The organism is Streptomyces sp. NPDC058008 (assembly GCF_042886395.1).
Taxonomy (GTDB): Bacteria; Actinomycetota; Actinomycetes; order Streptomycetales; family Streptomycetaceae; genus Streptomyces.
Genome location: NZ_JBHVQX010000013.1, coordinates 133,073 through 159,205 on the forward strand (window position 1 = coordinate 133,073; position 26,133 = coordinate 159,205).

At 72.1% G+C, this 26,133-nt stretch carries 27 protein-coding genes and 1 pseudogene; 19 read left to right on the forward strand and 9 right to left on the reverse strand.

Annotated elements, in window-relative coordinates:
• Nucleotides 1–68: 68 nt before the first annotated feature.
• The 5 genes from folK to ACFVS9_RS15580 all read right to left on the reverse strand — a co-directional run bounded on the left by folK (nucleotide 69) and on the right by ACFVS9_RS15580 (nucleotide 4,042).
• On the reverse strand, nucleotides 69–680 hold the full coding sequence (gene folK, locus ACFVS9_RS15560) for a 2-amino-4-hydroxy-6-hydroxymethyldihydropteridine diphosphokinase (RefSeq protein WP_389932547.1): 612 nt from the start codon (nucleotides 678–680) through the stop codon (nucleotides 69–71).
• Nucleotides 677–1,036: a dihydroneopterin aldolase gene (gene folB, locus ACFVS9_RS15565; protein ID WP_383115556.1), complete on the reverse strand. Its 360-nt coding sequence runs from the start codon at nucleotides 1,034–1,036 to the stop codon at nucleotides 677–679. Before folB ends, folK begins: the two co-directional genes overlap by 4 nt.
• Nucleotides 1,037–1,230: 194 nt before the next feature.
• Nucleotides 1,231–1,713, reverse strand: a complete 483-nt coding sequence (locus ACFVS9_RS15570) for a nuclear transport factor 2 family protein (protein WP_389932550.1) — start codon at nucleotides 1,711–1,713, stop codon at nucleotides 1,231–1,233.
• Nucleotides 1,710–2,570: a dihydropteroate synthase gene (folP, locus tag ACFVS9_RS15575; protein WP_389932553.1), complete on the reverse strand. Its 861-nt coding sequence runs from the start codon at nucleotides 2,568–2,570 to the stop codon at nucleotides 1,710–1,712. Before folP ends, ACFVS9_RS15570 begins: the two co-directional genes overlap by 4 nt.
• A 296-nt stretch (nucleotides 2,571–2,866) precedes the next feature.
• A complete protein-coding gene (locus ACFVS9_RS15580; protein ID WP_383115559.1) occupies nucleotides 2,867–4,042 on the reverse strand; it encodes a betaine/proline/choline family ABC transporter ATP-binding protein in 1,176 nt (391 codons plus the stop codon).
• A 141-nt stretch (nucleotides 4,043–4,183) separates the two neighbouring features.
• On the opposite strand from ACFVS9_RS15580, the gene ACFVS9_RS15585 reads away from it, so the two are divergent.
• From ACFVS9_RS15585 to ACFVS9_RS15600, 4 genes are all read left to right on the forward strand, one after another.
• Nucleotides 4,184–4,891 (forward strand): ABC transporter permease, encoded by a 708-nt coding sequence (locus ACFVS9_RS15585; protein ID WP_383115560.1) that lies wholly within the window; start codon nucleotides 4,184–4,186, stop codon nucleotides 4,889–4,891.
• A 3-nt stretch (nucleotides 4,892–4,894) separates the two neighbouring features.
• A complete protein-coding gene (locus ACFVS9_RS15590) occupies nucleotides 4,895–5,569 on the forward strand; it encodes an ABC transporter permease (protein ID WP_383115561.1) in 675 nt (224 codons plus the stop codon).
• Between the two features lie 57 nt (nucleotides 5,570–5,626).
• Complete coding sequence (locus ACFVS9_RS15595) at nucleotides 5,627–6,607, forward strand: ABC transporter substrate-binding protein (protein ID WP_389932557.1); 981 nt, start codon at nucleotides 5,627–5,629, stop codon at nucleotides 6,605–6,607.
• Nucleotides 6,608–6,711: 104 nt separating this feature from the next.
• A complete protein-coding gene (locus ACFVS9_RS15600) occupies nucleotides 6,712–7,737 on the forward strand; it encodes a hypothetical protein (RefSeq protein WP_383115563.1) in 1,026 nt (341 codons plus the stop codon).
• A 35-nt stretch (nucleotides 7,738–7,772) separates the two neighbouring features.
• Here ACFVS9_RS15600 and ACFVS9_RS15605 read toward each other — a convergent pair whose 3' ends face one another.
• Both ACFVS9_RS15605 and ACFVS9_RS15610 read right to left on the reverse strand, forming a co-directional pair.
• A complete protein-coding gene (locus ACFVS9_RS15605; RefSeq protein ID WP_383115564.1) occupies nucleotides 7,773–8,915 on the reverse strand; it encodes an NADH-quinone oxidoreductase subunit D in 1,143 nt (380 codons plus the stop codon).
• Nucleotides 8,912–9,913 (reverse strand): SAM-dependent methyltransferase, encoded by a 1,002-nt coding sequence (locus ACFVS9_RS15610; RefSeq protein ID WP_389932560.1) that lies wholly within the window; start codon nucleotides 9,911–9,913, stop codon nucleotides 8,912–8,914. The genes ACFVS9_RS15605 and ACFVS9_RS15610 overlap by 4 nt, the downstream gene beginning before the upstream one ends.
• 96 nt (nucleotides 9,914–10,009) lie before the next feature.
• Between ACFVS9_RS15610 and ACFVS9_RS15615 the strand changes: the two genes are divergently transcribed.
• The 3 genes and pseudogenes from ACFVS9_RS15615 to ACFVS9_RS15625 all read left to right on the forward strand — a co-directional run.
• Complete coding sequence (locus tag ACFVS9_RS15615; protein WP_383115566.1) at nucleotides 10,010–11,218, forward strand: sensor histidine kinase; 1,209 nt, start codon at nucleotides 10,010–10,012, stop codon at nucleotides 11,216–11,218.
• Nucleotides 11,219–11,237: 19 nt separating this feature from the next.
• Nucleotides 11,238–11,912 carry a response regulator gene (locus ACFVS9_RS15620; RefSeq protein ID WP_383115567.1) on the forward strand — a complete coding sequence of 225 codons (675 nt, stop codon included), beginning with the start codon at nucleotides 11,238–11,240 and terminating at the stop codon, nucleotides 11,910–11,912.
• An 11-nt stretch (nucleotides 11,913–11,923) separates the two neighbouring features.
• A pseudogene (locus ACFVS9_RS15625) lies at nucleotides 11,924–12,505 on the forward strand (ATP-binding protein); the annotation flags it as partial.
• Between the two features lie 60 nt (nucleotides 12,506–12,565).
• Here the strand turns inward: ACFVS9_RS15625 and ACFVS9_RS15630 are convergent.
• On the reverse strand, nucleotides 12,566–13,678 hold the full coding sequence (locus ACFVS9_RS15630) for a DUF5937 family protein (RefSeq protein WP_383115594.1): 1,113 nt from the start codon (nucleotides 13,676–13,678) through the stop codon (nucleotides 12,566–12,568).
• A gap of 104 nt (nucleotides 13,679–13,782) precedes the next feature.
• Here ACFVS9_RS15630 and ACFVS9_RS15635 point away from each other — a divergent pair, with 104 nt between their 5' ends.
• The 11 genes from ACFVS9_RS15635 to ACFVS9_RS15685 all read left to right on the forward strand — a co-directional run bounded on the left by ACFVS9_RS15635 (nucleotide 13,783) and on the right by ACFVS9_RS15685 (nucleotide 22,550).
• Nucleotides 13,783–13,941, forward strand: coding sequence for a hypothetical protein (locus tag ACFVS9_RS15635; protein ID WP_383115568.1), 159 nt, complete (start codon nucleotides 13,783–13,785; stop codon nucleotides 13,939–13,941).
• Between the two features lie 398 nt (nucleotides 13,942–14,339).
• Nucleotides 14,340–15,314 carry a Rossmann-like and DUF2520 domain-containing protein gene (locus ACFVS9_RS15640; RefSeq protein WP_383115569.1) on the forward strand — a complete coding sequence of 325 codons (975 nt, stop codon included), beginning with the start codon at nucleotides 14,340–14,342 and terminating at the stop codon, nucleotides 15,312–15,314.
• Complete coding sequence (gene panC, locus ACFVS9_RS15645; protein ID WP_389932566.1) at nucleotides 15,311–16,324, forward strand: pantoate--beta-alanine ligase; 1,014 nt, start codon at nucleotides 15,311–15,313, stop codon at nucleotides 16,322–16,324. Before ACFVS9_RS15640 ends, panC begins: the two co-directional genes overlap by 4 nt.
• Complete coding sequence (locus ACFVS9_RS15650) at nucleotides 16,321–18,084, forward strand: L-aspartate oxidase (protein WP_389932569.1); 1,764 nt, start codon at nucleotides 16,321–16,323, stop codon at nucleotides 18,082–18,084. Before panC ends, ACFVS9_RS15650 begins: the two co-directional genes overlap by 4 nt.
• Nucleotides 18,085–18,086: 2 nt before the next feature.
• Nucleotides 18,087–19,130, forward strand: a complete 1,044-nt coding sequence (gene nadC / locus ACFVS9_RS15655) for a carboxylating nicotinate-nucleotide diphosphorylase (RefSeq protein WP_383115572.1) — start codon at nucleotides 18,087–18,089, stop codon at nucleotides 19,128–19,130.
• The gene (locus tag ACFVS9_RS15660; RefSeq protein WP_383115573.1) at nucleotides 19,130–19,927 is read left to right on the forward strand and encodes a type III pantothenate kinase; all 798 of its coding nucleotides are present in this window, start codon (nucleotides 19,130–19,132) and stop codon (nucleotides 19,925–19,927) included. The genes nadC and ACFVS9_RS15660 overlap by 1 nt, the downstream gene beginning before the upstream one ends.
• Before the next feature lie 140 nt (nucleotides 19,928–20,067).
• A complete protein-coding gene (locus ACFVS9_RS15665; RefSeq protein WP_383115595.1) occupies nucleotides 20,068–20,661 on the forward strand; it encodes a hypothetical protein in 594 nt (197 codons plus the stop codon).
• 66 nt (nucleotides 20,662–20,727) lie between these two features.
• Nucleotides 20,728–20,907 (forward strand): hypothetical protein, encoded by a 180-nt coding sequence (locus tag ACFVS9_RS15670; RefSeq protein WP_383115574.1) that lies wholly within the window; start codon nucleotides 20,728–20,730, stop codon nucleotides 20,905–20,907.
• 101 nt (nucleotides 20,908–21,008) lie between these two features.
• Nucleotides 21,009–21,443, forward strand: a complete 435-nt coding sequence (locus ACFVS9_RS15675) for a BlaI/MecI/CopY family transcriptional regulator (RefSeq protein WP_383115575.1) — start codon at nucleotides 21,009–21,011, stop codon at nucleotides 21,441–21,443.
• 9 nt (nucleotides 21,444–21,452) lie between these two features.
• Complete coding sequence (locus ACFVS9_RS15680) at nucleotides 21,453–22,070, forward strand: amino-acid N-acetyltransferase (protein WP_383115576.1); 618 nt, start codon at nucleotides 21,453–21,455, stop codon at nucleotides 22,068–22,070.
• Between the two features lie 144 nt (nucleotides 22,071–22,214).
• Nucleotides 22,215–22,550: an Lsr2 family protein gene (locus tag ACFVS9_RS15685; RefSeq protein ID WP_099173598.1), complete on the forward strand. Its 336-nt coding sequence runs from the start codon at nucleotides 22,215–22,217 to the stop codon at nucleotides 22,548–22,550.
• On the opposite strand, the gene ACFVS9_RS15690 is transcribed toward ACFVS9_RS15685, so the two are convergent.
• Nucleotides 22,529–23,113 carry an SCO3374 family protein gene (locus ACFVS9_RS15690; protein WP_383115577.1) on the reverse strand — a complete coding sequence of 195 codons (585 nt, stop codon included), beginning with the start codon at nucleotides 23,111–23,113 and terminating at the stop codon, nucleotides 22,529–22,531. The genes ACFVS9_RS15685 and ACFVS9_RS15690 overlap by 22 nt on opposite strands.
• Nucleotides 23,114–23,541: 428 nt before the next feature.
• Here ACFVS9_RS15690 and ACFVS9_RS15695 point away from each other — a divergent pair, with 428 nt between their 5' ends.
• Nucleotides 23,542–26,067, forward strand: a complete 2,526-nt coding sequence (locus tag ACFVS9_RS15695) for an ATP-dependent Clp protease ATP-binding subunit (RefSeq protein WP_389932577.1) — start codon at nucleotides 23,542–23,544, stop codon at nucleotides 26,065–26,067.
• Nucleotides 26,068–26,133 lie beyond the last annotated feature (66 nt).

Consider the following 26,133-nt stretch of genomic DNA (forward strand, 5'->3'; position numbering starts at 1 on the left):
GAGTGCCGCCCTTCATCGCCGTTCGCCCGTGCCGTCCGCCCACGGGCGGTCGTCCATGAGCCTAACGACTACTCGGGGAGACGGAGTTCCAGGTCGGGCCGGGGAAGCACGCCCTCGCAGCCGACGCCCTCCAGCAGGCCGGAGACCGGTCCGGCGCCGGGCAGCTGGGCCTCCGGGTCCACGTCCAGCCAGGGGGCGAGGACGAAGGCGCGCTCGCGGGCGCGCGGGTGCGGGAGGGTCAGCAGCGGGTCGTCCGAGACCACGTCGGCGTACGACACGATGTCGACGTCGATGGTGCGCGGCCCCCAGCGCTCCTCGCGGACCCGGTCGAAGGCCTCCTCGATGGCCTGGCCGCGCTCCAGCAGCGACGAGGGGGGCAGGGTCGTCTTCACGACGATCACCGCGTTGAAGTACGACGGCTGGGAGCCCGGGTCGACGCCCCACGGCTCCGTCTCGTAGACCTGGGAGACCGCCTTGACCCGGAGGCCGGGGGTGTCCTCCAGCGCGTCGATGGCGCCCTGGAGCGTTTCGAGGCGGTTGCCGAGGTTGGAGCCGAGGGAGATCACGGCCAGTTTGGGGTTGGAGAGGGTGACGTCCGCCGCGTCGACCTGCTCGACCACGGACGCGGGCACCGGCTGTACGGTCGGGTCGCTCTGCCCCTCGGTGGAAAACGCTGTCATGCTCGGCTCCGGGTGATGGTGATGGTCACGTCGTCGAAGGGGACGGTGATGGGGGCGTCCGGCTTGTGGACGACGACCTCGACCTCCTGGACCCCTTCGTGCTTGAGACACTGCTGCGCGATGCGCTCGGCGAGGGTCTCGATCAGATCGACCGGTTCACCCCTGACGACGTCGACGACCTCTTCCGCGACCACGCCGTAGTGGACGGTCTTCGACAGGTCGTCCGCGGCTGCCGCGGGCCGGGTGTCGAGGCCGAGCACCAGATCCACGATGAAGGTCTGGCCCTCTTCCCGTTCCTTGGGGAAGACACCGTGGTGCCCACGGGCCTTGAGGCCGCGCAGCGCGACACGATCCACGCGAATCACTCCTGCTGTTCGTCGTCTCTGGAGGCACCCGGCCGCGTGCGGGCGGCGAAGTGCCATCTTCCGAATCTACCCGCGAGCACCGACAGCGCCTGCCCGCGGGGGCGCGGACCGGCCCTGCGTGGGGGGTTGGTAGCCGCGTATACCCCGTGATCCGGGAGCCCAATCCTGTGATCCGTGCCATTCGCTCAGACGGTCGGCTCCTCGTCCTCCTCCTCGCCGCTCTCGGCCAGTACGGGGGAGCCGTGGTGGGACCAGAGCTTCCAGCCCTCCTGGGTGCGCCGGAACACGTTGGTGGCGACGACGAGCTGCCCGACGAGCGGGCCGAGCGCGTTGCCCTCCTCGGCGGGGCCCCCGCTGAGGATGTTCTCGGTGCAGGTCACCAGGGCGGTGTCACCGGTCATGGCGACCCCGACGTCGGTCAGGAAGAACTGGATGTACTCGGTGTTCGCCATGATCAGCGCGTAGCTCCGCAGCACCTCGCCGCGGCCCGTGAGCACGGGCCAGCCCGGGTGGACGCAGGAGACGGTGAGGTCCTCGCCGGGCAGCCACAGCCCGGAGAGCTCGTCGAAGTCGCCGCGCTCCAGCGCCTCGTAGAAGGCGGTGTTCGCCCGCTCCACCGAGGCGATGTCGGCCGCGGCCTCCTCGTGCTCGTCGCGGGCGGCGCTCACGCGGCTCCCTCGACGGCCCGGACGACGCGGACCGCGTCCGCCGTGGGCCGGACCGCGTGCACCCGCACCGCCCAGGCGCCGGCGGCGGCGGAGAGGGCGGAGACGGCGGCCGTCGCCGCGTCCCGTTCGCGGGCCGGCGGCGGGGCCGCGCCCTCACCCGCCAGGACATGGCCGAGGAACCTCTTGCGGGAGGCCGCGACCAGCAGGGGCCTGCCGAGTTCGTGCAGCCGGTCGAGACGGGCGACGAGCGCGAGGTCCTGGGCGGCGTCCTTGGCGAAGCCGAGCCCCGGGTCGATCACCAGCTGCCCGGGGTCCACGCCGCCCTCGACGACGGCCTCCATGCGCTGCCGGAGCTCCGCGAGGACATCGCCGACGACGTCCCCGTACACCGCCCGGCTGTTCATCGACTCGCTGAAACCGCGCCAGTGCATGACGACGAACGGCACCCCCGCGTCCGCCACGACCCGGACCATGTCCGGGTCGGCGAGACCGCCGCTGACGTCGTTGACCAGGGCCGCGCCCGCGGAGACGGACTGCTCGGCGACGACGGCCCGCATGGTGTCCACGGAGACGGTGACGCCCTCGGAGGCCAGCCCGCGCACGACGGGGATGACCCGGCGCAGCTCCTCGGCCTCGTCCACCCTGCTCGCGCCCGGACGGGTCGACTCACCGCCGACGTCGACGAGGTCAGCGCCTTCGGCCACCAGTTCGAGGCCGTGCTTGATCGCCGCCGTGGTGTCGAACCAGCGGCCCCCGTCGGAGAAGGAGTCGGGCGTCACATTGACGACCCCCATGACCGCGCAGCGGTCCCATTCCGGCAGACCCCGCACCGTGCCCCGTCCTCGCAACGTACTCATGCGACCAGCCTAGGGCCTCCCGTTCGGGTCGTGCCGGGCTCGCGCGCCCCGGCCAGGCCCCGACCCGGACGGAGGACCCCGGGCCCGGGGAGGGGAGGCCGGGCGCCGTCGGCGCGGTGGCCGTCGGCGGATCCGCCCCCTGCCGGGCCGGGCGCCCTGCCCGGAGGGCCCTCGGGGCGGGGCCGCCCCGTGGGCTCCCGCCCTCCGTGATCCGTCCGCCCCGGTTCAGCCGGACGGACGGGGCCGGCCCCGTCCGTCCCCCCGGGGGAGCGGCGCGTGGGTGCGCCTACGACGGTTCAGGAGGAGCCGGTGCCCGCCACGGTCTCCACGGCGACCTCGGCGCGCGGCACGTCCTGCGCGTCCGCGTCGATGGAGCGGCGCAGGGCCTCGTGGAGGCGGGCCGGGGTGAGGACGCCCAGGAAGCGGCCGGTGCCCTCCTCGTCGATGACGGCGATCCAGCCGGCGTCGTGCTGAAGCATCGTGGCGAAGGCCTGCTTCAGCGGCGCGCCGAGCGGGAGCCAGGCCTCCATGCGGCGGGCGTGCTCACGGACCGTGCCCCGGGCCGCCGCCCCGTCGCCCGCCGGGATCCAGCCGTGCAGATTGTCCTGGCCGTCCAGGACGACCGCCCAGCGAGCCCCCTCGGCCCGCAGCCGCTCGGTGGCCTTCGCCAGCGGGTCGTCGAGATGGACGACCGGCGGCTGGTCCAGGTCGCTCTCCTCGATGGGCGTGACCGAGAGCCGCTTCAGCCCGCGGTCCGCCCCGACGAAGTCGGCGACGTACGGTGTCGCGGGAGCCCCGAGCACCGTGGCCGGGGTGTCGAACTGCTCGATCCGGCCCTGCCCGTACACGGCGATCCGGTCGCCGAGCCGGACGGCTTCCTCGATGTCGTGGGTGACGAACAGCACGGTCTTGCGGACCTGCGCCTGTAGTTTCAGGAATTCGTTCTGCAGCCTTTCCCGCACGACCGGGTCGACCGCGCCGAAAGGCTCGTCCATCAGCAGGACCGGCGGGTCCGCGGCCAAGGCGCGTGCCACGCCGACGCGTTGGCGCTGACCGCCGGAAAGCTGCTCGGGATAGCGGCTGCCGTAGAGGGACGGGTCCAGTCCGACGAGGTCGAGCAGTTCGGCCGCGCGCTTCCTGCCCTTTTCCCGCCCCCAGCCCAGGAGATGCGGAACGGTCGCCGTGTTCTCCAGGACCGTCTTGTGCGGGAAGAGCCCGACCTGCTGGATCACATAGCCGATACGGCGGCGGAGCTGGACGGGATCGATGGCGGATATGTCGTCCCCATCGAGAAATATCCGGCCGCCGGTCGGTTCGGTGAGACGGTTCACCATTTTCATGGTGGTCGTCTTGCCGCAGCCCGAAGGTCCGACGAGCGTGACCAGTTCCCCCTCGGCGACCTCGAAGGAAAGGTCGTCGACGGCGGTGGTGCCGTCCGCGTACCGCTTGGTGACGTGCTCGAAACGGATCATGATTCCCCATTGTGACGCGGGTTCTGTGAAGGCCATGTTGCCGGAATGCGACAGCCTCGGCGATTGTCGGTGGTCGGGGATAGGGTCACCCAGGACCGGAACCGGGACGGCATCACGACGGCAAACAGGAGGTGGGGGCGGATGGCCGAGCAGAACTGCCTGGTGGCGAACGACTGGATCTGCGGAGAGTATCTGCGTTCCCGCAGCCACGAGTTGACCGAGGCGGCCGTCCAGCACATCTGGATCACGGCGCTCTCCGTGCTGATAGGGCTCGCGGTGGCATTCCCGCTCGCCCTGCTCGCCCGCCGGGGCCGGCATTTCGCGGGCCCCGTGCTGGGGCTGACCACCGTGCTCTACACCGTGCCGTCACTGGCGATGTTCTCGCTGCTGCTGCCGTTCTTCGGGCTGTCGGCGGCGCTCGTCGTCACCGGCCTGGTGCTCTATTCGCTGACCATTCTCGTGCGCAACATCCTGGCCGGCCTCGAAGCGGTCCCGCAGGAGGCCAGGGAAGCGGCCCAGGGCATGGGGTACGGGCCCGTCCGGCTCCTGTGGGAGGTCGAGCTCCCCCTCGCGCTGCCCGCGCTGATGGCCGGGCTGCGGATCGCCACGGTGTCGACGGTCGCGCTGACCACGGTCGGCTCCCTCGTCGGCAAGGGCGGGCTCGGCAATCTCATCGAGGACGCGCTGCCGAGCTTCTTCAAGGCCCAGGTACTCGCCGCGTCCGTGCTCTGCGTGCTGCTCGCGGTGGCCGCGGACCTGCTGCTGCTCGGTGTGCAGCGCCTGCTCACGCCCTGGACCCGGATACGGACGCCCGCCGGGGCGGGCCCCACGAAGACGGAGGCGGGCTGACCCATGGGAGTCGTAGGAGAGGCCTGGGCCTGGCTCACCACGGGCGCCAACTGGTCGGGTGAGGGCGGGGCCGCGCACCGGCTGGCCGAGCACCTGTACGTCAGCGGGATCGCCCTCGCGGTGGCCTGCGTCATCGCGCTGCCGGTCGCCCTGTACCTCGGCCACGCGGGCAAGGGCGGCGGGCTCGCCGTCAACATCTCCAACGTGGGCCGCGCGGTCCCGGTCTTCGCGGTGCTGGCGCTCTTCATGATGACGCCCCTGCGCAACTCCGGCTATCTGCCCACCGTCATCGCCCTGGTGCTGTTCGCCGTGCCCCCGCTGCTGACCAACGCCTACGTCGGCATGACGGAGGTGGACCGGTCGGTGCTGGAGGCCGCGCGGGGCATGGGGATGTCCGGCGCGCAGCTCTTCGTGCGGGTCGAGCTCCCGCTCGCCTACCCCATGATCATGACCGGCCTCCGGTCCGCCGCCGTGCAGGTGATCGCCACCGCCTCGATCGCGGCGATGGTGGGTCTCGGCGGTCTCGGCCGGATCATCACCGCCGGATTCAACACCTATGACACGGCGCAGGTCTTCGCGGGCGCCGTGCTCGTCGCCCTCCTCGCCCTGGTGGTGGAGGGCGTCCTCGTGGCGCTGGACCGGCTGCTGTCGCCGTTGCGCCGGCGCCGGACCGTGTGAGCCGCGCGGACACCCCGGACTGTGCACACCATTTTTTCCCTCGGACGGAGAACAGACATGAGCAGGACCTCGCGAATAGCGGGCGCGGTCGTCGGAGCGGTCGTCCTGGCGGGATCGCTCGCCGCCTGCGGCGGCGACAGCCTGGAGAAGGAGAAGGGCGGCTCGGACACGGGCGCCGGAGCCGGCTCGGGGAAGGGCTCGCTCGTGGTGGGCGCGGCCGGTTTCACCGAGTCCAAGGTGCTCGCCGAGCTGTACGCCCAGGTCCTGGGCAACGCCGGATACGACGCCTCGATCACCACGGTGAAGAACCGCGAACTGTACGAGCCGTCGCTGGAGAAGGGCGAGATCGACGTCGTCCCGGAATACGCGGCGACCCTCGCGGAATTCCTCAACGCCAAGGTCAACGGCGCGGCGGAGGCGGAGAAGAAGCCGGTCGCCTCGGGTGACGTGACGGCCACCGTCGCCGCTCTGGAGAAGCTCGCCACCCCGCTCGGGCTGAAGGTCCTTCCGGCCGGCGAGGCGGTCGACCAGAACGCCTTCGCGGTCTCGAAGGAATTCGCGGAGAAGAACAGCCTCACGACGCTTTCCGACCTCGGCAGCTCGAAGATCAAGGTGAAGATCGCGGCGGGCGACGAGTGCGAGGTGCGCCCGTTCTGCGCGCCCGGGCTGAAGAAGACGTACGGCATCGACGTCACCGGGATCGACCCCAAGGGAGTCGGTACGCCGCAGTCCAAGCAGGCGGTCAAGGACGGCAAGGACCAGCTGGTCCTCACGACCACCACGGACGCGGTGCTCGACAGCTACGGGCTGGTGTTCCTGGACGACGACAAGAAGCTGCAGAACGCGGACAACGTCCTTCCGGTTCTCAATGCCAAGGACGCGGGCGCGCCGGAGATCGCGGAGGCGCTCGGGAAGCTCACCGGCGTACTCACCACGGAGGATCTCGCGGAACTGAACCGCAAGGTCGACGCGGAGCGCGCCAAGCCCGCCGACGCGGCCAAGGACTATCTCCGGTCGAAGGGGCTGATCAAGAAGTAAAAAGGCGCACCGGAGGGCCGCATGAGAGGCCGCCAGGTAACCGGCGGGGAACAGATTGCCGGGCGGTCTCCCAAGTGACCCGTGCGCACGGTAAATTTCGGGCCATGCCACGAGGACGCCACCGCCATTCGCCGCCCCTTCACCGCATCCTGCCTCCCGCCGTGGTGGCCGGGGTGCCGGCGGCCTGTGCCGCCGGGGCCTGGTTCCTCGCGGAACCCCTCGCCCTGCGCGGCCTGGTGGCCGTGACCGCGGCCGCCGCCGTCACCGGTGCCTTCCTGATGCGCGGCTGGGACCGGGCCGCGGGGATGCGCGTCGCGGAGCTGACCCGTGCGCGGGCCAGCGACGAGTGGAAGACCGAGGAGCGCATAGCCGAACTCGAGGCGGACCTCGAGGAATCAAGGGAGCTGCGCACCCGGCTGGAGAACCGGCTGCGCCGCAAGCGCGTCGAGCTCGCCGGGCTGCGGGGCGAACACGCCGCGCTGCTGCGCCGGTACGCCAACGCCGAGACGGAGCGGGCCAGCGCGCTGGAGGGCCGCCGTCAGCTCGCCATCGAGGCGACCGCGCCGCGCGAGCTGCTCCCCGCCCGCTCGACGCCCACCCCGGGCTCGTACCTGCGGGCCGCCCAGGCCCTCCAGGACCTGACGCGCAACGCCGCGCTCCAGGAGGCGCGCCGTACCGCGGAGTCGGCCCGCCGGCGGGACATCGCCGACCGGTCCGCCGACCGGGACCCGGAGGGCGACGGCCCGAAGGGGAAGCACGCGGCGGTGGCCGGAGCGGGTGACCTCCAGCACCGCCGTCCCCAGGCCGCCCTGCCCGCGCCGCAGCTGTCGCCCGCACCCGTGCGCCCGCCCCGGGCCGTCCCCGCCGCGTCCGCCGTCGTGCCCTACGCCGCGCGCCGCCACCTCGTGCCGCAGGGGAGCTTCGACTTCTTCGGCACGCAGAAGTCGGACGCCGCGATCGAGTCCGTGCAGAACGAGGACCTCGCGGACGTGGTGGGCGAGGAGGCACTGGCGGCGCACCGAACGGGCACGGCCGAGAACCGGGCCGTCGGCAAGGTCATCGACCTCACGGCGCACGACGACACCGAGCAGCTGGAAGTCGTCGAGCTGCGCAGCGCGGTCTCCTCGTAGCCGCGTGACGGGCGGGCCCGGCCGGGAGGGCCGGGCTACTTGTCGATGTCCCCGACGACGAAGAAGAGCGATCCCAGGATCGCCACCATGTCGGAGACGAGGGTGCCCGGCAGCAGCTCGGTGAGCGCCTGGATGTTGTTGAACGAGGCGGAGCGCAGCTTCAGCCGGTACGGGGTCTTCTCGCCGGTGGACACCAGATAGTAGCCGTTGATGCCCAGCGGGTTCTCGGTCCACGCGTAGGTGTGTCCCTCGGGCGCCTTGAGCACCTTGGGCAGCCGCTGGTTGATGGGGCCGGGCGGCAGTTCGGCCATCCGGTCCAGGCACGCGTCGGCGAGGGCCAGCGCGTTGTGCGTCTGCTCCAGGAGGCATTCGAAGCGTGCCAGGCAGTCGCCCTCGGTCCTGGTGACGACCTCGAGGGTGTCCCGCAGCTCCCCGTACGCGAGGTACGGCTCGTCGCGCCGCAGGTCGAAGTCGACCCCGGAGGCCCTGGCGATCGGGCCGGACACCCCGTAGGCGTGCACGGCCCCGGCGGAGAGCACTCCCACCCCGCGGGTGCGGCCCCGGAAGATCTCGTTGCCGAGCACCAGCCGGTCGTAGACGTCCATCCGCGAACGCACGGACGCCACGGCGTCCCTGGCCCTGCCGAGCCAGCCGGCGGGCAGGTCCTCCTTGAGGCCGCCGACCCGGTTGAACATGTAGTGCATCCGGCCGCCGGAGACCTCCTCCATCACGGCCTGGAGCTCCTCGCGCTCCCGGAAGGCGTGGAACATCGGGGTGATCCCGCCGAGTTCGAGGGGGTAGGAGCCCAGGAACATCAGGTGGTTGAGGACCCGGTTCAGCTCCGCCAGCAGCGTCCTCGTCCAGACGGCCCGCTCGGGGACCTCCATGCCGAGCATCCGCTCGACGGCCATGACGACCCCGAGCTCGTTGGAGAACGCCGACAGCCAGTCGTGGCGGTTGGCGAGCATGATGATCTGCCGGTAGTCCCTGGCCTCGAAGAGCTTCTCGGCGCCCCGGTGCATGTAGCCGATGACGGGCTCGGCCTGCTGGATCCGCTCCCCGTCCAGGACGAGCCGCAGCCGGAGCACGCCGTGGGTGGAGGGGTGCTGCGGACCGATGTTCAGCACCATGTCGGTGCTCTCCGCCGCGCCGCCGATGCCGATCGTCGTCTCCGTCATGCGGGACAGTATCCCCCTTCACGGTCCGGGACCCGATGCCGCAGCCAGCCGAAGTCGCCCAGCCCGCCCCGCGCCGTGAGCTCCGCCGCCTGCCCCGCCGAGGCGAGCGCCCGCACATAGCCGGCGGGGTCGGCCGACGCCCGGGAGAGCGGGGGGCGTTCGCCGCTGACCCCCAGTTCCCGCAGTGCCGTCCGCTGGTCCAGGAGTTCGGCCACGCCGCCCGCCGCCGCCGCGCAGGCGTCCAGCGCGACGTGCGACGTCAGGTCCCGGCTCCCGTCGGGCACGGGCGGCACCTCGCGGCCTCCCCGGAATCCGGTGAGCGTCCCGAACGGCGGCCTCGACGCCCGTACATGGGCGTAGTCCACCGCCACGGCCGTCCCGCCGGCCAGCGAACCGACGGCCCGTGCCCAGGCCTCGTCGCGGGGCAGGCCGATCTCCGCGCGGTCGCCCGGCCGGGAGAGCGGCCACCAGCGGCCCAGCCACCGGGCGTCCGCCCCGGTCACCGGGTCGCCGAGCCGCTCGGTGCCGTCGGCCCGCCGTACGAGGACGTAGCGGGGCACCCCGTCCGCGTCGGCCTCGGCGATGTCCGTCGGGACGTTGTCCAGCCACTCGTTGGCGAACAGCAGCCCCCGCACGCCCCGCGGGAGCTCGGCACACCACTCGACGGCCGGGTCCAGGCCGGGCGGGCGGGGGGCGACCTCGACGGCGTACGCCTCCACGGAGAGGCCGGGGGCCAGGGTCCCGTCGCGCAGGGCCGCCAGGACTCCGGTCAGCAGTTCGCCGCGGCCCGCTCCGACGTCCACCAGGCCGACCGAGTCGGTCCCCAGCTCCCGCGCCGTGGCGGCCAGCAGCCGCGCGACGGCGGTCGCGAAGAGGGGGGAGGCGTGCACCGAGGTGCGGAAATGGCCCGCGGGGCCCTCCGGGCGCCGGTAGAACCCCCCTTCCCCGTACAAAGCGGTCTCGGCGGCTTCCCGCCAGCGGCACCAGTCATACGTCACGTAGGCAAGTCTCCACCTTGGGGAGTACGGTCCCAGGACCCGGATCGGCCCTTCGGCTGACCCGGTCACCGATCAGCTGTCCCTACGCTGGGTAACGTGCAGCGCTTCTACGAATTCATCCGCAGACACCCGACGGGCGTCGACATCCTCTGGGCTGTCCTCCTCCTCGGGTTCTCCGGCGTGTCCATCGTGGAGGGCCAGACGGGCAGCGGCCTGGAGCGCGTCGTCGCGGTGCCGGTCGCCGTGGGGCTGTCGGTCGTGGTGGCGCTGCGCCGCCGCGCGCCGGAGAAGATGCTGCTGCTCGCCGTCCTGATGGGGCTCACCCAGCTGGTGTTCGACGTGCGGCCCGACGTGGCGGACTTCGCCATGCTGGTGATCACGTACACCGTGGCCACGATGGGGGAGCGCTGGGCCTCCCGGCTCGCCCTCGGGTGCAGCCTGGCCGCCGCGGGGATCTCCCGGCTGCGCTGGGCCCACGACGTGGAGACGGGCGGCTGGGTGCAGGCCGCCGGGTACGTCGTCATCATGACCGTGCCCTTCGTCCTGGCCTGGGTGCTCGGGGACTCCATACGGACCCGGCGGGCCTACTTCAGCCAGCTGGAGGAGCGTGCCGCCCGGCTGGAGAGGGAGCGCGAGGCGCAGGCGAAGGTCGCCGTGGCCGCCGAACGGGCCCGTATCGCCCGCGAGCTGCACGACGTCGTCGCCCACAACGTCTCGGTGATGGTGGTCCAGGCCGACGGCGCCGCGTATGTCATGGACTCGTCCCCGGACCAGGCCCGGCAGGCGCTGGAGACCATCTCCGGCACCGGCCGCCAGGCGCTCGCCGAGATGCGGCGGCTGCTCGGCGTGCTCAGGACCGGTGATTCCCAGGAGAGCGGGGAGTACGTCCCCCAGCCGGACGTCCAGCAGATCGAGGAGCTCGTCGGCAAGGTCAGGGAGACGGGTCTGACGGTGGACTTCAAGATCGAGGGCACCCCGCGTCCGCTGCCGAGCGGGGTCGAGCTGACCGCGTACCGCATCGTCCAGGAGGCGCTCACCAACACCCGCAAGCACGGCGGTCCGGACGCCGGGGCGAGCGTGCGGCTCGTCTACTTCGACGACGGGCTGGGCCTGCTGGTCGAGGACGACGGCCGCGGTGCCCCGCACGAGCTCTACGAGGACGGCGGGGCCGACGGCGCGGGCCAGGGAATGATCGGTATGCGCGAGCGGGTCGGCATGGTCGGCGGCACGCTGGACGCGGGCCCGCGCCAGGGCGGCGGCTTCCGGATCAGCGCCCTGCTTCCGCTCAAGCCGGCCGACCAGTGACAGAAGGACAGGGAACCCCATGGCCATCCGTGTGATGCTCGTCGACGACCAGGTGCTGTTGCGCACCGGCTTCCGGATGGTGCTCGCCGCCCAGCCGGACATGGAGGTCGTGGCGGAGGCGGGCGACGGGGCCGAGGCGGTCGAGGTCCTGCGGTCCACGGCCGTGGACGTGGTGCTGATGGACGTCCGCATGCCGCGGCTGGACGGCGTCGAGGCGACCCGGCGCATCCGCGAGCGGACCGACCCGCCCAAGGTGCTGATCCTCACCACGTTCGACCTGGACGAGTACGCGTTCTCCGGGCTGAAGGCGGGCGCCAGCGGCTTCATGCTCAAGGACGTGCCGCCCGGCGAGCTGCTCTCCGCGATCCGCTCGGTGCACAGCGGGGACGCCGTCGTGGCGCCGTCCACCACGCGCAGGCTCCTCGACCGGTTCTCGCCGATGCTGCCGAGCGGCAGGAAGGAGCCGCACCACAAGCACGTCGAGAAGCTGACCGAGCGCGAGCGCGAGGTGATGCTGCTGGTCGCCCAGGGCCTGTCGAACGGCGAGATCGCGGGCCGTCTGGTGCTCTCCGAGGCGACCGTGAAGACCCATGTGGGCCGCATCCTCACCAAGCTGGGCCTGCGCGACCGCGTCCAGGTGGTCGTCCTCGCCTACGAGACGGGCCTGGTCAGGGCAGGCGGCGGGCAGGGCTGACGGTACCGCCCCTGATCCGGGTCGACGGACCGTTCGGCGGTGGCAGGACACGGACGGCGTACGAACTGCGGCGCCGGCCGCCCGGCAGTGTGGTCCGCGACCCCGGGCACCCCGGTTCCGGCCCGCACCGGATGCTGCCGCCCGGACCGCGGGGCGACTTCCAGGACCTGGGCGCGTGGCGCCACGGCGTACGGGAGGTCCTGGACCTGGCCCTGCGGGGGCACCCGGGTCCCGTGATCGCGCCGATGACCCTCGTCCACGGCGGTCACTTCGAGGAGATCGTCGGGCGGCTCCGCGTGGACGGGCACACGGTGCACCACTTCGCGCCGCCCGCCGGGCGGGGGCTGGGGGAGTGTGGCGAGGGGCGCGGGCCGAAGCGCGAGAGCTTCGCCGTGGGACGGCTGGACCACCGCCTGGAGCGGCCGCGGGAACCGGAGTTCGCCGCGCACATCCGCACCGGCCGGCTGACCGTCCCCCAGGTGGCCGACCGGATCGCGGAGTCGGCCGGGCTCCGGCCCGTACCGGACGCGGACGGTCCGCTGCGGCACCGCGTCCGGCGCACCCGGACGGGCCTCAGGCACATCCGCCTCGACCGGACCGGTCCTTCCCGCCGGTTCGTGTCCTCAGGGCGCGGCGAGGGGCGGACCCGCTGTTCAGCGCAGCACGCCCTCCAGGAAGTCGCTGCCCAGGCGGGCCACGACCGTGAGGTCCAGGGAGTGCAGGACGTACCGGCCGCGCCTGCGGGTGGTGACCAGGCCGGCCTTCTTGAGCAGCGCCAGGTGGCGGGAGACCTCGGGGGACGTGATGCCGTGCGACTCGGCGAGTTCCCCGGTGGTGTACGGGGAGCGGGCCAGGTTGCGGCAGATCCGCATCCGCATGGGGTGGGCCAGCGCCTCCATGCGGAGCTGGAGCAGCTCGACCGGGGCGGGGGAGGGCAGCTCGGGGCGGTGCACCGGGTAGTGGATCACCGGGCGCCAGCCGGGGGCGTGCAGCACCATGAGGTGCGGCCAGCCGAAGCTGGTCGGGACGAGGGTGAGGCCCGTGCCCGCTGCCGAGCCGGTGGCATCCGTCCGGCCCGTGGTCAGCTTGTCCACACTGATCCTGCCGGTCTCCTCGTCCAGCGACAGGGCGGCGGAGACCGCCTCCAGAGCCGCTCCGACGCCCTTGCGCCGCAGCACCTCCGTCTTGTGCCGGGCGTCGGCGGTGAGCTGGACGCGGACCCGGCGCCAGGTGTCGGCGAAGAAGGCCTGGTCGCAGTCCTCGAAGAGGCGCCGGACCCAGCCGCGTACGGAGCCGGGGTCGGCCAGCAGCTGCCGGGTGAAGTCGAGCTGCTTCGGTCCCCTGGCCGATGCCATGTCGAGGGCGCGGGTCCGCATCGAGGCGTCGGCGAGCGGTGAGGGCGCCCCCGTTCCGTACAGGCTCGTGCAGGTGAACTCGAGAGCCGCCGAGACGAACCGCTCGTCGTCCAGCCGGTCCAGGATGTCCAGGTCCTCGGCCAGGGTCGAGCCGGTCCTGCCGTCCCCGCCGCGGACACCGGCGAACGGCATGAAGACGTCGGAGAAGGTGTTCCGCCACAGGAACTCCGCCTCGTGCAGCCGGTCCGCGAGGTCCGGCTCCAGGGCGGCGGAGGTCGCGGTCGCCCAGCCGTGGAGGCCGGGGTGGTGCCCGGGCTCGGAGAGCGCGTGGAGGGCGAGCCCCAGCTCGGCGAGGGGGGAGGTCTCGAAGACCATGCGTCCGGGGGGCAGGCCCGCGATGTCGATGTGCACGCTCACCCCTCCATAGTGCGGGGTGCGGGCGCCGGTTCCGGTGACACTTGACCGCGGTCGTCAATCCACGGGCGCGCCCCTCGCGGCGGAGTCAGGCTGGATTCATGGACACCGTTCAGCAATACCTGCTCGACAGCTATCGCGCCGCGCAGCGTGGTGAGGCCCCGCCTCCGCTGCCCGGCTCCCGCGACCGGGACGTCCTGCGCGGAATCCGCCGGCGTATCCGCGCCTGGGCGGCCGTGTACCGGCCGCCCCTGCCCTGAAGCCCTGAGGTGCTGAGGCCCTGAGATATCGGTGCGCGGGAGCCCCGCTGCGCGGAAGACGCTGATGCCGGAGCCTCGGCGCGCTGAAGCCCCGGCGGGGCGGCGCCCGCGCCCCGGGTGCGCCGCCTCCGGGGAGAAGGCGCACGCGACGGCCGCCTCCCCGGCGCGCCGCACCCGGCCGAGGTGCGCCGGGTCCGATGCGCCGCACCCCCTGCCGCGCCGGCCACCGTGGGACGATCACCACCCGGACCGCCAGTACGCCGCCTTTCGCGGGTTCCCGTCACGCGAGAAGTTATCCACAGGCTGTGGACGGCTGGGGGGTGCGGCGAAACGCTGGCGTAGCATGCAGAGGAAACGTCCGGTACCCCCCGCGGACTGGAACGGAAGGCCGTCGCCGCGTGAACGCATCAGTTTCCAAGGAAGCCCTCGACGCGAGGGACCGACCCGCCCGCCTCACCGTCGGCGTCGTGGGCGCCGGACGGGTCGGGCCCGCCCTCGCCGCCTCGCTGCAGCTCGCCGGACACCGCCCGGTCGCGGTGTCGGGCGTCTCCGACGCCTCCGTGCGCCGGGCCGCCGCGCTGCTCCCCGATGTCCCCCTGGTGACCCCGGCCGAGGTCCTCGCCCGTGCCGAGCTCGTGCTGCTGACCGTCCCCGACGACGCGCTGCCCGGCCTGGTCGAAGGCCTCGCCGAGACCGGCGCCGTCCGGCCGGGCCAGCTGCTCGTCCACACCTCCGGGCGGTACGGCGCGAAGGTGCTCGACCCCGCCCTGCGGGCCGGTGCCCTGCCGCTCGCCCTGCATCCGGCGATGACCTTCACCGGCAGCTCCGTGGACGTCCAGCGGCTGGCCGGCTGCTCGTTCGGGGTCACCGCCCCCGAGGAGCTCAGGCTCGCCGCCGAGGCGCTCGTCATCGAGATGGGCGGCGAGCCCGAATGGATCGCCGAGGAGTCCCGGCCGCTCTACCACGCGGCGCTCGCCCTCGGGGCGAACCACCTGGTCACGCTCGTCGCGCAGTCGATGGACCTGCTCCGCCAGGCCGGTGTGGGCGCCCCCGACCGGATGCTCGGACCCCTGCTCGGCGCCGCGCTCGACAACGCCCTGCGCTCCGGCGACGCCGCGCTGACCGGCCCCGTCGCCCGGGGCGACGCGGGGACGGTCTCCGCGCACATCCGCGAGCTGCGGGCGCACGCCCCCCGGACGGTTGCCGGATACCTCGCCATGGCGCGCGCCACGGCCGACCGGGCGCTGGACCACGGCCTGCTCAAGCCGGAGTTCGCGGAGGACCTCCTCGGCGTCCTGTCGGACAGCAACGCCGTGAACGGCACGGACGGACCACACGGCCGGGACGAGTCCGGGCCGGGGGAGAAGCGATGAACACCGCACCCGCCACCCTCCTGCGGTCCGCCGCGGAGCTGGAAGCCCTCGACCGGGCGGCCGGGGCCCGCCGCGCCGTCGTGATGACGATGGGCGCCCTCCACCACGGCCACGCCACCCTCATCCGCGCGGCACGGGACGCTGCCGGACCCGGCGGCCAGGTCGTGGTCACCGTCTTCGTCAACCCGTTGCAGTTCGGCGAGGCCGCCGACCTCGACCGCTACCCCCGCACCCTGGAGGCCGACCTCGCCGTCGCCTCGGAGGCGGGTGCCGACGCCGTCTTCGCCCCGTCCGTGGACGAGGTCTACCCCGGCGGCGAGCCCCAGGTGAGGATCACCGCGGGCCCGATGGGCGAGCGGCTGGAAGGCGCCGCCCGCCCCGGGCACTTCGACGGCATGCTCACCGTCGTCGCCAAGCTCCTGCACCTCACCCGGCCGGACGCGGCGTTCTTCGGGCAGAAGGACGCCCAGCAGCTCGCCCTCGTCCGCCGCATGGTGCGCGACCTCAACTTCGGCATCGACATCGTCGCGGTGCCGACCGTCCGCGACCCCGACGGACTGGCGCTCTCCAGCCGCAACCGCTTCCTCTCCGCCGAGGAGCGCCGGACCGCGCTCGCCCTGCCCAGGGCCCTGTTCGCCGCCCGTGACCGGCTGGCCGCCCAGCAGACGCTGCACGCCCGCGCCCGGACGGTCCCGGAGCACGAGGGCCGGGCCGCGGCGCTCACCCGGCTCGGGGAGGCCCGCGCCGCCGCCGACACCCAGGCCGTGGCGCTGGCCAGGCCGACGGTCGTCCCCGCGGCGGTGCTGGCCGCCGCCCGGGCCGTCCTGGACGAGGCAGCCGGGGACGACGTACCCCTCGCCCTGGACTACGTGGCGCTCGTGGATCCGGCGGACTTCACGGATCTCCCCGACGACCGTGTCAGCGGCGAGGCGGTCCTCGCCGTGGCGGCGCGGGTGGGGGCCACCCGCCTGATCGACAACATCCCGCTGACCCTCGGAGCCCTCACGTGACCGGAATACGGCTGACCGCCCCCGCCCCCGGCTGGGCCATCGACGCGGACGTCGTCGTGGTCGGCTCCGGCGTGGCCGGTCTCACCACCGCCCTGCGCTGCGCGGCGGCGGGCCTCGCGACCGTCGTCGTCACCAAGGCCCGTCTCGACGACGGCTCCACCCGCTGGGCCCAGGGAGGCATCGCCGCCGCGCTCGGCGAGGGCGACACCCCCGAGCAGCACCTCGACGACACCCTGGTCGCCGGCGCGGGCCTCTGCGACGAGACGGCGGTGCGCACCCTGGTCACCGAGGGTCCCGACGCCGTCCGGCGGCTGATCGACACGGGCGCCCACTTCGACACCACCGACACGGGTGCCATCGCCCTGACCCGCGAGGGCGGCCACCACCGCCGCCGCATCGCGCACGCCGGCGGCGACGCGACGGGCGCCGAGATCTCCCGCGCCCTGGTCGGGGCGGTCCGGTCGGCCGCCCTGCGCATCATCGAGAACGCCCTGGTCCTGGACCTGCTCACGGACGCCGACGGCCGTGCCGAGGGCGTCACCCTGCACGTCATGGGCGAGGGCCAGCACGACGGCGTCGGCGCGGTCCGCGCCCCGGCCGTGGTCCTCGCGACCGGCGGCATGGGCCAGGTCTTCTCCGCCACCACCAACCCGCCGGTCTCCACGGGCGACGGGGTGGCGCTCGCGCTGCGGGCGGGAGCGGAGGTCTCGGACCTGGAATTCGTCCAGTTCCATCCGACCGTCCTGTTTCTGGGCGCCGGATCCGAGGGCCAGCAGCCGCTGGTGTCCGAAGCGGTACGCGGCGAGGGCGCCCATCTCGTGGACGCCTCCGGCACCCGCTTCATGCTCGGGCAGCACGAGCTGGCCGAGCTCGCGCCCCGCGACATCGTCGCCAAGGCCATCACCCGTCAGATGCACCTCCAGGGCGCCGAGCACATGTACCTCGACGCCCGCCACTTCGGCGCCGCCATGTGGGAACAGCGCTTCCCGACGATCCTGGCGGCCTGCCGGGCCCACGGCATCGACCCCGTGACGGAGCCGGTCCCCGTCGCGCCTGCCGCCCACTACGCCTCGGGCGGCGTACGCACCGACCTGCGCGGCCGTACGACCGTGCCCGGCCTGTACGCCTGCGGGGAGGTCGCCTGCACGGGCGTGCACGGCGCGAACCGGCTGGCGTCCAACTCCCTCCTGGAGGGCCTGGTCTTCGCCGAGCGCATCGCGGCGGACATCGTGGACGGACCCCGGACCGACGCCGCGCCCGCGTCCCGGACCGTCCCGGCGGTGCCCCCCGCCGGAGACCGCACCGTCCCGCTGCTCACCGCGGAGTCCCGGACCGGGATCCAGCGCGTCATGAGCAGGGGAGCCGGTGTCATCCGCTCGGCCGACGGCCTCGCCCGCGCGGCCGACGAACTGGAAGCGCTCCGGGGCGCCGCGGCGGCAGCCGAGGAGGACGGCCCCAAGGACGCCGTACCCGGGGTGGAGGCGTGGGAGGCCACGAACCTCCTCCTCGTCGCGCAGGTCCTGGTCGCCGCCGCCCGGGAGCGCGAGGAGACCCGCGGCTGCCACTGGCGCGAGGACCGCCCTGAGCGGGACGACGCCTGGCGCCGTCACCTGGTCGTCCGGGCCGACCAGGACCTGCGGCCCGTCGTCCGCACGACGGACACTTCCGCGTTCCCGCCCGTACGCCCCGGAGACCCGGCAGACTCCGCTCTGCCCGCAGGCCTCCCGAACCACCCCGCCGACGCCCCCGAGGAGCCGTAACCGTGAGCACGCCCGAAGAGAATCCGCGCCCCACCCCCGTGGACGTACCGCTGATCCACATCGGCGCACCCGCCGAGTCCGGGGGCTGCGGCGACGGCTGCGGCTGCGGTGACGGCTACGACCCCGACGGCCTGGAGTGCGGCCTCGACCCCGCCCTGGCCCAGCTGCTGGCCGAGGCCGGGCTGGACCCGGTCCAGGTCGAGGACATCGCCCACGTCGCGATCGAGGAGGACCTCGACGGGGGCGAGGACGTCACCACCGTCGCGACGGTCCCGGAGGACGCCGTCGCCACCGGCGACTTCACCGCGCGTGAGGCGGGCGTCGTCGCGGGTCTGCGCGTCGCCGAGGCCGTCCTGTCGATCGTCTGCACCGACGAGTTCGAGGTCGAGCGCCACGTCGAGGACGGCGACCGCGTCGTGGCCGGGCAGAAGCTGCTCACCGTCACCACCCGCACCCGCGACCTGCTCACCGGCGAGCGCAGCGCGCTCAACCTGCTCTGCCGGCTCTCCGGCATCGCGACCGCGACCCGCGCCTGGGCGGACGTGCTGGAGGGCACGAAGGCCAGGGTCCGCGACACCCGCAAGACGACTCCGGGGCTGCGCGCGCTGGAGAAGTACGCGGTGCGCTGCGGCGGCGGCGTCAACCACCGCATGTCCCTGGTGGACGCGGCGCTGGTCAAGGACAACCACGTGATCGCCGCGGGCGGCGTCGCCGAGGCGTTCACGCGGGTCAGGAAGGCGTTCCCGGAGCTCGCGATCGAGGTGGAGGCCGACACCCTGGAGCAGGTCCGCGAGGTGCTCGACGCCGGTGCCGACCTGATCCTGCTGGACAACTTCACCCCGTCCGCCACCGCCGAGGCGGTCGCGCTCGTCGGCGGCCGCGCGGTCCTGGAGTCCTCGGGCCGGCTGTCCCTCGACTCCGCCCGTGCCTACGCCGAGGCCGGGGTCGACTACCTGGCCGTCGGGGCGCTCACGCACTCCTCGCCGATCCTCGACATCGGCCTGGACTTCCGCGCGGCTGCGGGGAACGACGGGGCCGGCGCCTGATGCTGCTCACCATCGACGTCGGAAACTCGCACACCGTCCTCGGCCTCTTCGACGGCGAGGAGATCGTCGAGCACTGGCGGATCTCCACCGACGCCCGCCGCACCGCCGACGAACTCGCCGTGCTGCTCCAGGGACTCATGGGCATGCACCCGCTGCTCGGCGTCGAACTCGGCGACGGCATCGAGGGCATCGCGATCTGCTCGACCGTCCCCGCGGTCCTGCACGAGCTCCGCGAGGTCACCCGCCGCTACTACGGCGACGTGCCCGCGGTCCTGGTGGAGCCGGGCGTCAAGACCGGCGTGCCCGTCCTGACCGACAACCCGAAGGAGGTTGGCGCGGACCGCATCATCAACGCGGTCGCCGCCGTCGAGCTCTACGGCGGCCCGGCCATCGTCGTCGACCTCGGCACGGCCACCACCTTCGACGCGGTCTCCGCGCGCGGCGAGTACACGGGCGGTGTGATCGCGCCCGGTATCGAGATCTCCGTGGAGGCCCTCGGGGTGAAGGGCGCCCAGCTCCGCAAGATCGAGCTGGCCAGGCCCCGCAGCGTGATCGGCAAGAACACCGTCGAGGCCATGCAGTCCGGCATCGTCTACGGTTTCGCGGGCCAGATCGACGGCGTGGTCGAGCGCATGAAGAAGGAGCTGGCGGCGGACCCCGACGACGTCACCGTCATCGCGACCGGCGGCCTTGCTCCGATGGTGTTGGGAGAGTCCTCCGTCATCGACGAACACGAGCCCTGGCTGACGCTCATCGGGCTGCGCCTCGTGTACGAGCGCAACATGGCCCGGATGTAGGGCGCGCCCGCGACCACCTGCGGGAACGGCCCGGCGGCGCGGCGCCCGACGGCGCGCCGCCGAGCGGTGAGTTAAACGGATTTTGTCCATTTAGCACGTATTGTCGCGTCATGCCCACGCCCTACGGATCACGTGGCGGCATGGCGTTCAGCGCGGACGAGCTCCGGGTGCTCCGACGTGCTCTCGCCAACGCCCTCCACCCCACGCCCCTGCCCGAAGAGGATGTCCAGGACTGCCTGCGCCTCGCGGGCGCGGTGGACGAGGTGGTGAGCGAGGCGGGCCGGCTGCGCGCCTTCCTCCTCGCCGATCTCGCCCGCTACCGCGAAGCGCTCCCCGGCTCGCTCAGCGGCTACCTGGAGCTCCTCCAGGACGCTCTCGCGGCGGGCTACGACCCCCGCCCCGACGACCTCGCGGCCCTGCGCGCACTGCGTGCCGGGCCGGTCGCCGCGGCCCTTCTGGAGCGCTGCCAGGTGCTCGCCGAGCGCTCGGTGCGGGCGCGCCTGGCCGGCCGTGCGGTGTCCGTGACGACACCCGCGCCGCGGAGCAGGCTGCTGGCCCTCCCCGGCGGCCTGGCGGCGGCCAAGGAGCCCGAGCGGCCCCGGACCCCGTCGAAGCCGCCCGTGCCGGCCCGGCCGGCCCCGGGGGAGCGCCCGATGCCCAAGCCGTCCGAGGTCTTCCCGCCCCGCCGCAGGCCCGCGCCGGCGCCCCCGCCCGAGGAGCGCGCCGCTTCCTGAAGGGGCCGACGCGCCCGGGGGGTGCCCGGGAGGGGCCGGAATGCCGGGCTCGCTACCCTGGACGGCATGGACTACGTATCCGCGCTCGTTCCCCCCGTGGTGATGGCCGTCTTCTTCATCGGCCTCGTCGTGACGATCATCAAGAGCCAGGGTGGCCCGAACAAGGCCAAGGAGGACGCCGCGGTGGACGCGGCGCTCGCCCGCGCCGAGTCGGCCCAGCAGGCTCCGCGGCCCGAGGGCGTCTGACCCGGACCGAGCACGAAGGGCGCACGGCTCCTCGGAGCCGTGCGCCCTTTTGGCGTCCCAGGAATTACCCCATTCCAGACATATAGCACTAAGGTGACACTGTGCCTCGCCAATTGGGAGAGCTGGAAGACGCCGTGATGACACGGGTCTGGCAATGGAACCGTCCGGTCACCGTGCGGGAAGTTCTCGAGGACCTTCAACAGGAACGGTCCATCGCGTACACGACCGTCATGACGGTAATGGACAATCTCCATCAGAAGGGCTGGGTCCGCCGGGAAGTGGACGGCCGGGCATATCGATATACGGCCGTCTCCACGCGGGCCGCGTACTCGGCCGCACTGATGAACGAAGCCTGGTCGCAGAGCGACAACCCGGCGGCCGCGCTGGTCGCCTTCTTCGGCATGATGTCCGCGGAGCAGCGCGAAGCGCTGAGGGACGCGATGCGCGTCGTGGCACCCACCTTCCCCGAACCCGCGGAGAGCCGGCCCGACGACGGGGCCACGGCCGATGAAGCACCGCCGGGGGACGGGCGATAGCGTCGGAGGATGTCCTCAGAGCAGTCGCATACCGAGCAGCGTGCCGAGTCGCAAACCGGGGCTCTCGGCACGCCGGAAACCGGATCTCGCGCAGATCTTCATACCGGCCCGTCGGTAAATAGGCCGGCCATCACCGTCCGCCGCGCCAGGACGAGCGATGTGGCATCCGTCCGCGCGCTCCTTGACGGCTACGTCTCCGAAGGCATCCTGCTCGACAAAGCGACGGTGACGCTTTACGAGGACATCCAGGAGTTCTGGGTCGCCGAACGCGACGAGGACGCCCGCGTCGTCGGCTGCGGCGCACTCCACGTGATGTGGGAAGACCTGGCCGAAGTGCGTACTCTCGCCGTCGACCACGGCATCAGGGGCGCCGGAGTGGGGCATCAGGTCCTGGACAAGCTCCTGCAGACCGCGCGCTGGCTGGGTGTCCGCCGGGTTTTCTGCCTCACGTTCGAAGTCGAGTTCTTCGCGGCGCACGGCTTCAGCGAGATCGGGGAGACGCCGGTCGACGGAGATGTCTACAGCGAGCTGCTGCGTTCCTATGACGAGGGTGTCGCCGAGTTCCTGGGTCTCGAACGAGTGAAGCCGAACACCTTGGGCAACAGCCGGATGCTTCTGCACCTGTGAACGGTGGAAGGCGCCGGAACCCTATGTCCGAATCGCGCATGTTTCCCGCGTTCTAGCGCTGCTGAACCTCTCCCAGGGGTTTGTGTTTTCCGGGGAAAAGCGGTTTCCTTTCCGCGTACTGCATTTTCGATGAAAGGAAATCCGGTGGCACAGAAGGTTCAGGTCCTTCTTGTTGATGACCTCGACGGTGGCGAGGCGGACGAGACCGTGACGTTCGCTCTGGACGGCAAGACCTACGAGATCGACCTCACCACGTCCAACGCGGACAAGCTCCGTGGTCTTCTCGAGCCGTACACCAAGAGTGGGCGTCGCACCGGTGGCCGCGCCGCGACCGGCCGCGGCAAGGGTCGCGCCGTCACGGGTGGCAACAAGGACACGGCCGAGATCCGTAGGTGGGCGCGCGAGAACGGCCACAACGTGAATGACCGCGGCCGCGTTCCCGCCGAGATCCGTGAGGCTTACGAGAAGGCCAACGGCTGACCTGTCGGCCGATGGGTCCGCAGGCCTGCCCGGGCGCGCGCGAGCGTGGCCCGGTGGCATTCCGTCGCCGCCGCGTCCACGAGTCGTACGAGATCGGGAGCATCCCCACCCCTGCTCCCGAGGCCGCCGAAGGCCGGGAGCGACTGTTCCGTCTCCTGGCGCGGTCCGGGGGGCCGCAGCCAGGACGCGGCCCCCGGTGAGCCCGTCGCCCAGCCCGGCGGCGCCGGGGCCGTGATGTGCCCGCCGGCGCCGAGGGCGGACAGGTCGAGGTCGATCCCGCCCCATTCCAGCCAGTCGAGCAGGCCCGGCAGCTCCTCGGAACTGCCCGCCGCCACCAGGAGCCGCATCCGCCGCCCGGCCATCGCCACCGGACCGGTGCGTCCGATCCGGCGCAGTGTGGCGTGACCCGCCTCCGCGGGCAGCTCCAGCACGTCGAAGCGGAGCCCCGTCAACAGCCGTACCGGCGAGGTGCCCGCCGTGGCCCAGTCGAGTGCGCGGGCGTACCACTGCGCGCGGTCGCCGGATTCCGGCGACGAGCGGGGAGGCGGGACGAGGGAAGCCATGTCCGATGAAACGCCGAACCCGCCCCGGAGTTACGCGTCGTCGCGGACCGGATGCGCTGCGTGTCCGTGAAGGGGGCGCACAGAAGCGTCCGACGGCGCCAAGTTGTTCGCCCGTAGCGGAGGAAACGGGGGTGCGCCGCATGGACTGTCGGTGAGTGCGGGTAAGACATCCCTAGTGGGAAGGGGCGACACGCGGGCAAAAACGTCTCACGTTCGCCATCGGCGTACTGGCGAAAGGGCTATCTGCCTGGCCTGCGGGAACATCGTCTCGCACCATCGGGTTGGAGCAGTTGTCGGCGTTCGGGGCAGGAGGCCACGACGGGTGTCGGCAGTTGAAATGAGCGGTCCCCGCTTGCGGGACTAAGCTGCGGAAGGACAGGGAGGGGACCGACCCCTTACTGCCTGACCGCTCTGAGGAGCGATTAACGATGTTCGAGAGGTTCACCGACCGCGCGCGGCGGGTTGTCGTCCTGGCTCAGGAAGAAGCCCGGATGCTCAACCACAACTACATCGGCACCGAGCACATCCTCCTGGGCCTGATCCACGAGGGTGAGGGTGTCGCCGCTAAGGCCCTGGAGAGCCTCGGGATTTCGCTCGAGGCGGTCCGCCAGCAGGTGGAGGAGATCATCGGTCAGGGCCAGCAGGCCCCGTCCGGGCACATCCCCTTCACGCCCCGGGCCAAGAAGGTCCTGGAGCTGTCGCTCCGTGAGGCACTTCAGCTCGGCCACAACTACATCGGTACCGAGCACATCCTGCTCGGCCTGATCCGCGAGGGCGAGGGCGTCGCCGCCCAGGTCCTCGTGAAGCTGGGCGCCGACCTGAACCGGGTGCGGCAGCAGGTCATCCAGCTGCTCTCCGGGTACTCGGGAGGCAAGGAGGCGGCCACAGCGGGCGGCCCCGCGGAGGGCACGCCCTCCACGTCCCTGGTGCTCGACCAGTTCGGCCGGAACCTCACCCAGGCCGCTCGTGAGTCCAAGCTCGACCCGGTCATCGGGCGCGAGAAGGAGATCGAGCGGGTCATGCAGGTGCTGTCCCGCCGTACCAAGAACAACCCGGTCCTCATCGGCGAGCCCGGCGTCGGCAAGACGGCGGTCGTCGAGGGCCTGGCCCAGGCCATCGTCAAGGGCGAGGTGCCCGAGACCCTCAAGGACAAGCACCTCTACACCCTGGACCTCGGTGCCCTGGTCGCGGGATCCCGCTACCGCGGTGACTTCGAGGAGCGCCTGAAGAAGGTCCTCAAGGAGATCCGCACCCGCGGCGACATCATCCTGTTCATCGACGAGCTCCACACCCTGGTGGGTGCGGGCGCCGCCGAGGGCGCGATCGACGCCGCGAGCATCCTCAAGCCCATGCTGGCGCGAGGCGAGCTCCAGACCATCGGCGCCACGACGCTCGACGAGTACCGCAAGCACCTGGAGAAGGACGCCGCGCTCGAGCGCCGCTTCCAGCCCATCCAGGTCGCGGAGCCGTCGCTGCCGCACACCATCGAGATCCTCAAGGGTCTGCGCGACCGTTACGAGGCCCACCACAGGGTCTCCATCACGGACGAGGCGCTGGTGCAGGCCGCCACGCTGGCCGACCGCTACATCTCGGACCGCTTCCTGCCGGACAAGGCGATCGACCTGATCGACGAGGCCGGCTCCCGGATGCGCATCCGCCGGATGACCGCGCCGCCGGACCTCCGCGAGTTCGACGAGAAGATCGCGGGCGTCCGCCGCGACAAGGAGTCGGCGATCGACTCCCAGGACTTCGAGAAGGCAGCTTCGCTCCGCGACAAGGAGAAGCAGCTGCTGGCGGCGAAGGCCAAGCGGGAGAAGGAGTGGAAGGCCGGCGACATGGACGTCGTCGCCGAGGTCGACGGCGAGCTCATCGCCGAGGTCCTGGCCACCGCCACCGGCATCCCGGTCTTCAAGCTGACGGAGGAGGAGTCCTCGCGTCTGCTGCGCATGGAGGACGAGCTCCACAAGCGCGTCATCGGCCAGAAGGACGCCATCAAGGCCCTCTCGCAGGCGATCCGCCGTACGCGGGCAGGCCTGAAGGACCCGAAGCGTCCCGGTGGTTCGTTCATCTTCGCCGGTCCGTCCGGTGTCGGTAAGACGGAGCTCTCCAAGACGCTGGCCGAATTCCTCTTCGGTGACGAGGACGCGCTGATCGCCCTCGACATGTCGGAGTTCAGCGAGAAGCACACGGTTTCCCGTCTCTTCGGTTCGCCCCCCGGTTACGTGGGTTACGAGGAGGGCGGCCAGCTCACCGAGAAGGTGCGCCGGAAGCCGTTCTCCGTCGTCCTCTTCGACGAGGTCGAGAAGGCCCACCCCGATATCTTCAATTCCCTGCTCCAGATTCTGGAAGACGGTCGCCTGACCGACTCCCAGGGCCGGGTCGTGGACTTCAAGAACACGGTCATCATCATGACGACCAACCTCGGGACCCGGGACATCTCGAAGGGCTTCAACCTGGGCTTCGCCGCCCAGGGCGATGTGAAGACGAACTACGACCGGATGAAGAACAAGGTCAACGAAGAGCTCAAGCAGCACTTCCGCCCCGAGTTCCTCAACCGTGTCGACGACACGGTCGTCTTCCACCAGCTCACCGAGGAAGACATCATCCAGATCGTCGACCTCATGGTCGCCAAGGTGGACGAGCGCCTCAAGGACCGCGACATGGGCATCGAGCTCAGCGCCGAGGCCAAGTCGCTCCTGGCGAAGAAGGGCTACGACCCCGTGATGGGCGCCCGGCCGCTGCGCCGGACGATCCAGCGCGAGATCGAGGACATCCTCTCCGAGAAGATCCTCTTCGGGGAGCTGCGGCCCGGTTCGATCGTGGTCGTGGGCACCGAGGGCGAGGGGGACGAGAAGAAGTTCTCGTTCCGCGGCGAGGAGAAGTCGGCTCTGCCCGACGTCCCGCCGATCGAGCAGGCAGCGGGCGGCGGCCCGAACCTGACGAAGGAAGCGTAGGGCGCGCGTAGCGCCTGAGCGTCGAAGGGGCTGCCCCGGACCGGTCACGGTCCGGGGCAGCCCCTT

Coding starts and splice junctions, on each gene's coding strand:
- panC (WP_389932566.1), top strand. CDS start 15,311: ATGAACACCGCACCCGCCACCCTCCTGCGGTCCGCCGCGGAGCTGGAA.
- ACFVS9_RS15585 (WP_383115560.1), top strand. CDS start 4,184: ATGGCCGAGCAGAACTGCCTGGTGGCGAACGACTGGATCTGCGGAGAG.
- folP (WP_389932553.1), bottom strand. CDS start 2,570: ATGAGTACGTTGCGAGGACGGGGCACGGTGCGGGGTCTGCCGGAATGG.
- ACFVS9_RS15600 (WP_383115563.1), top strand. CDS start 6,712: ATGCCACGAGGACGCCACCGCCATTCGCCGCCCCTTCACCGCATCCTG.
- ACFVS9_RS15680 (WP_383115576.1), top strand. CDS start 21,453: ATGTCCTCAGAGCAGTCGCATACCGAGCAGCGTGCCGAGTCGCAAACC.
- ACFVS9_RS15690 (WP_383115577.1), bottom strand. CDS start 23,113: ATGGCTTCCCTCGTCCCGCCTCCCCGCTCGTCGCCGGAATCCGGCGAC.
- folK (WP_389932547.1), bottom strand. CDS start 680: ATGACAGCGTTTTCCACCGAGGGGCAGAGCGACCCGACCGTACAGCCG.
- ACFVS9_RS15695 (WP_389932577.1), top strand. CDS start 23,542: ATGTTCGAGAGGTTCACCGACCGCGCGCGGCGGGTTGTCGTCCTGGCT.
- ACFVS9_RS15665 (WP_383115595.1), top strand. CDS start 20,068: ATGGCGTTCAGCGCGGACGAGCTCCGGGTGCTCCGACGTGCTCTCGCC.
- ACFVS9_RS15590 (WP_383115561.1), top strand. CDS start 4,895: ATGGGAGTCGTAGGAGAGGCCTGGGCCTGGCTCACCACGGGCGCCAAC.
- ACFVS9_RS15620 (WP_383115567.1), top strand. CDS start 11,238: ATGGCCATCCGTGTGATGCTCGTCGACGACCAGGTGCTGTTGCGCACC.
- ACFVS9_RS15595 (WP_389932557.1), top strand. CDS start 5,627: ATGAGCAGGACCTCGCGAATAGCGGGCGCGGTCGTCGGAGCGGTCGTC.
- ACFVS9_RS15635 (WP_383115568.1), top strand. CDS start 13,783: ATGGACACCGTTCAGCAATACCTGCTCGACAGCTATCGCGCCGCGCAG.
- ACFVS9_RS15580 (WP_383115559.1), bottom strand. CDS start 4,042: ATGATCCGTTTCGAGCACGTCACCAAGCGGTACGCGGACGGCACCACC.
- ACFVS9_RS15660 (WP_383115573.1), top strand. CDS start 19,130: ATGCTGCTCACCATCGACGTCGGAAACTCGCACACCGTCCTCGGCCTC.
- ACFVS9_RS15605 (WP_383115564.1), bottom strand. CDS start 8,915: ATGACGGAGACGACGATCGGCATCGGCGGCGCGGCGGAGAGCACCGAC.
- ACFVS9_RS15670 (WP_383115574.1), top strand. CDS start 20,728: ATGGACTACGTATCCGCGCTCGTTCCCCCCGTGGTGATGGCCGTCTTC.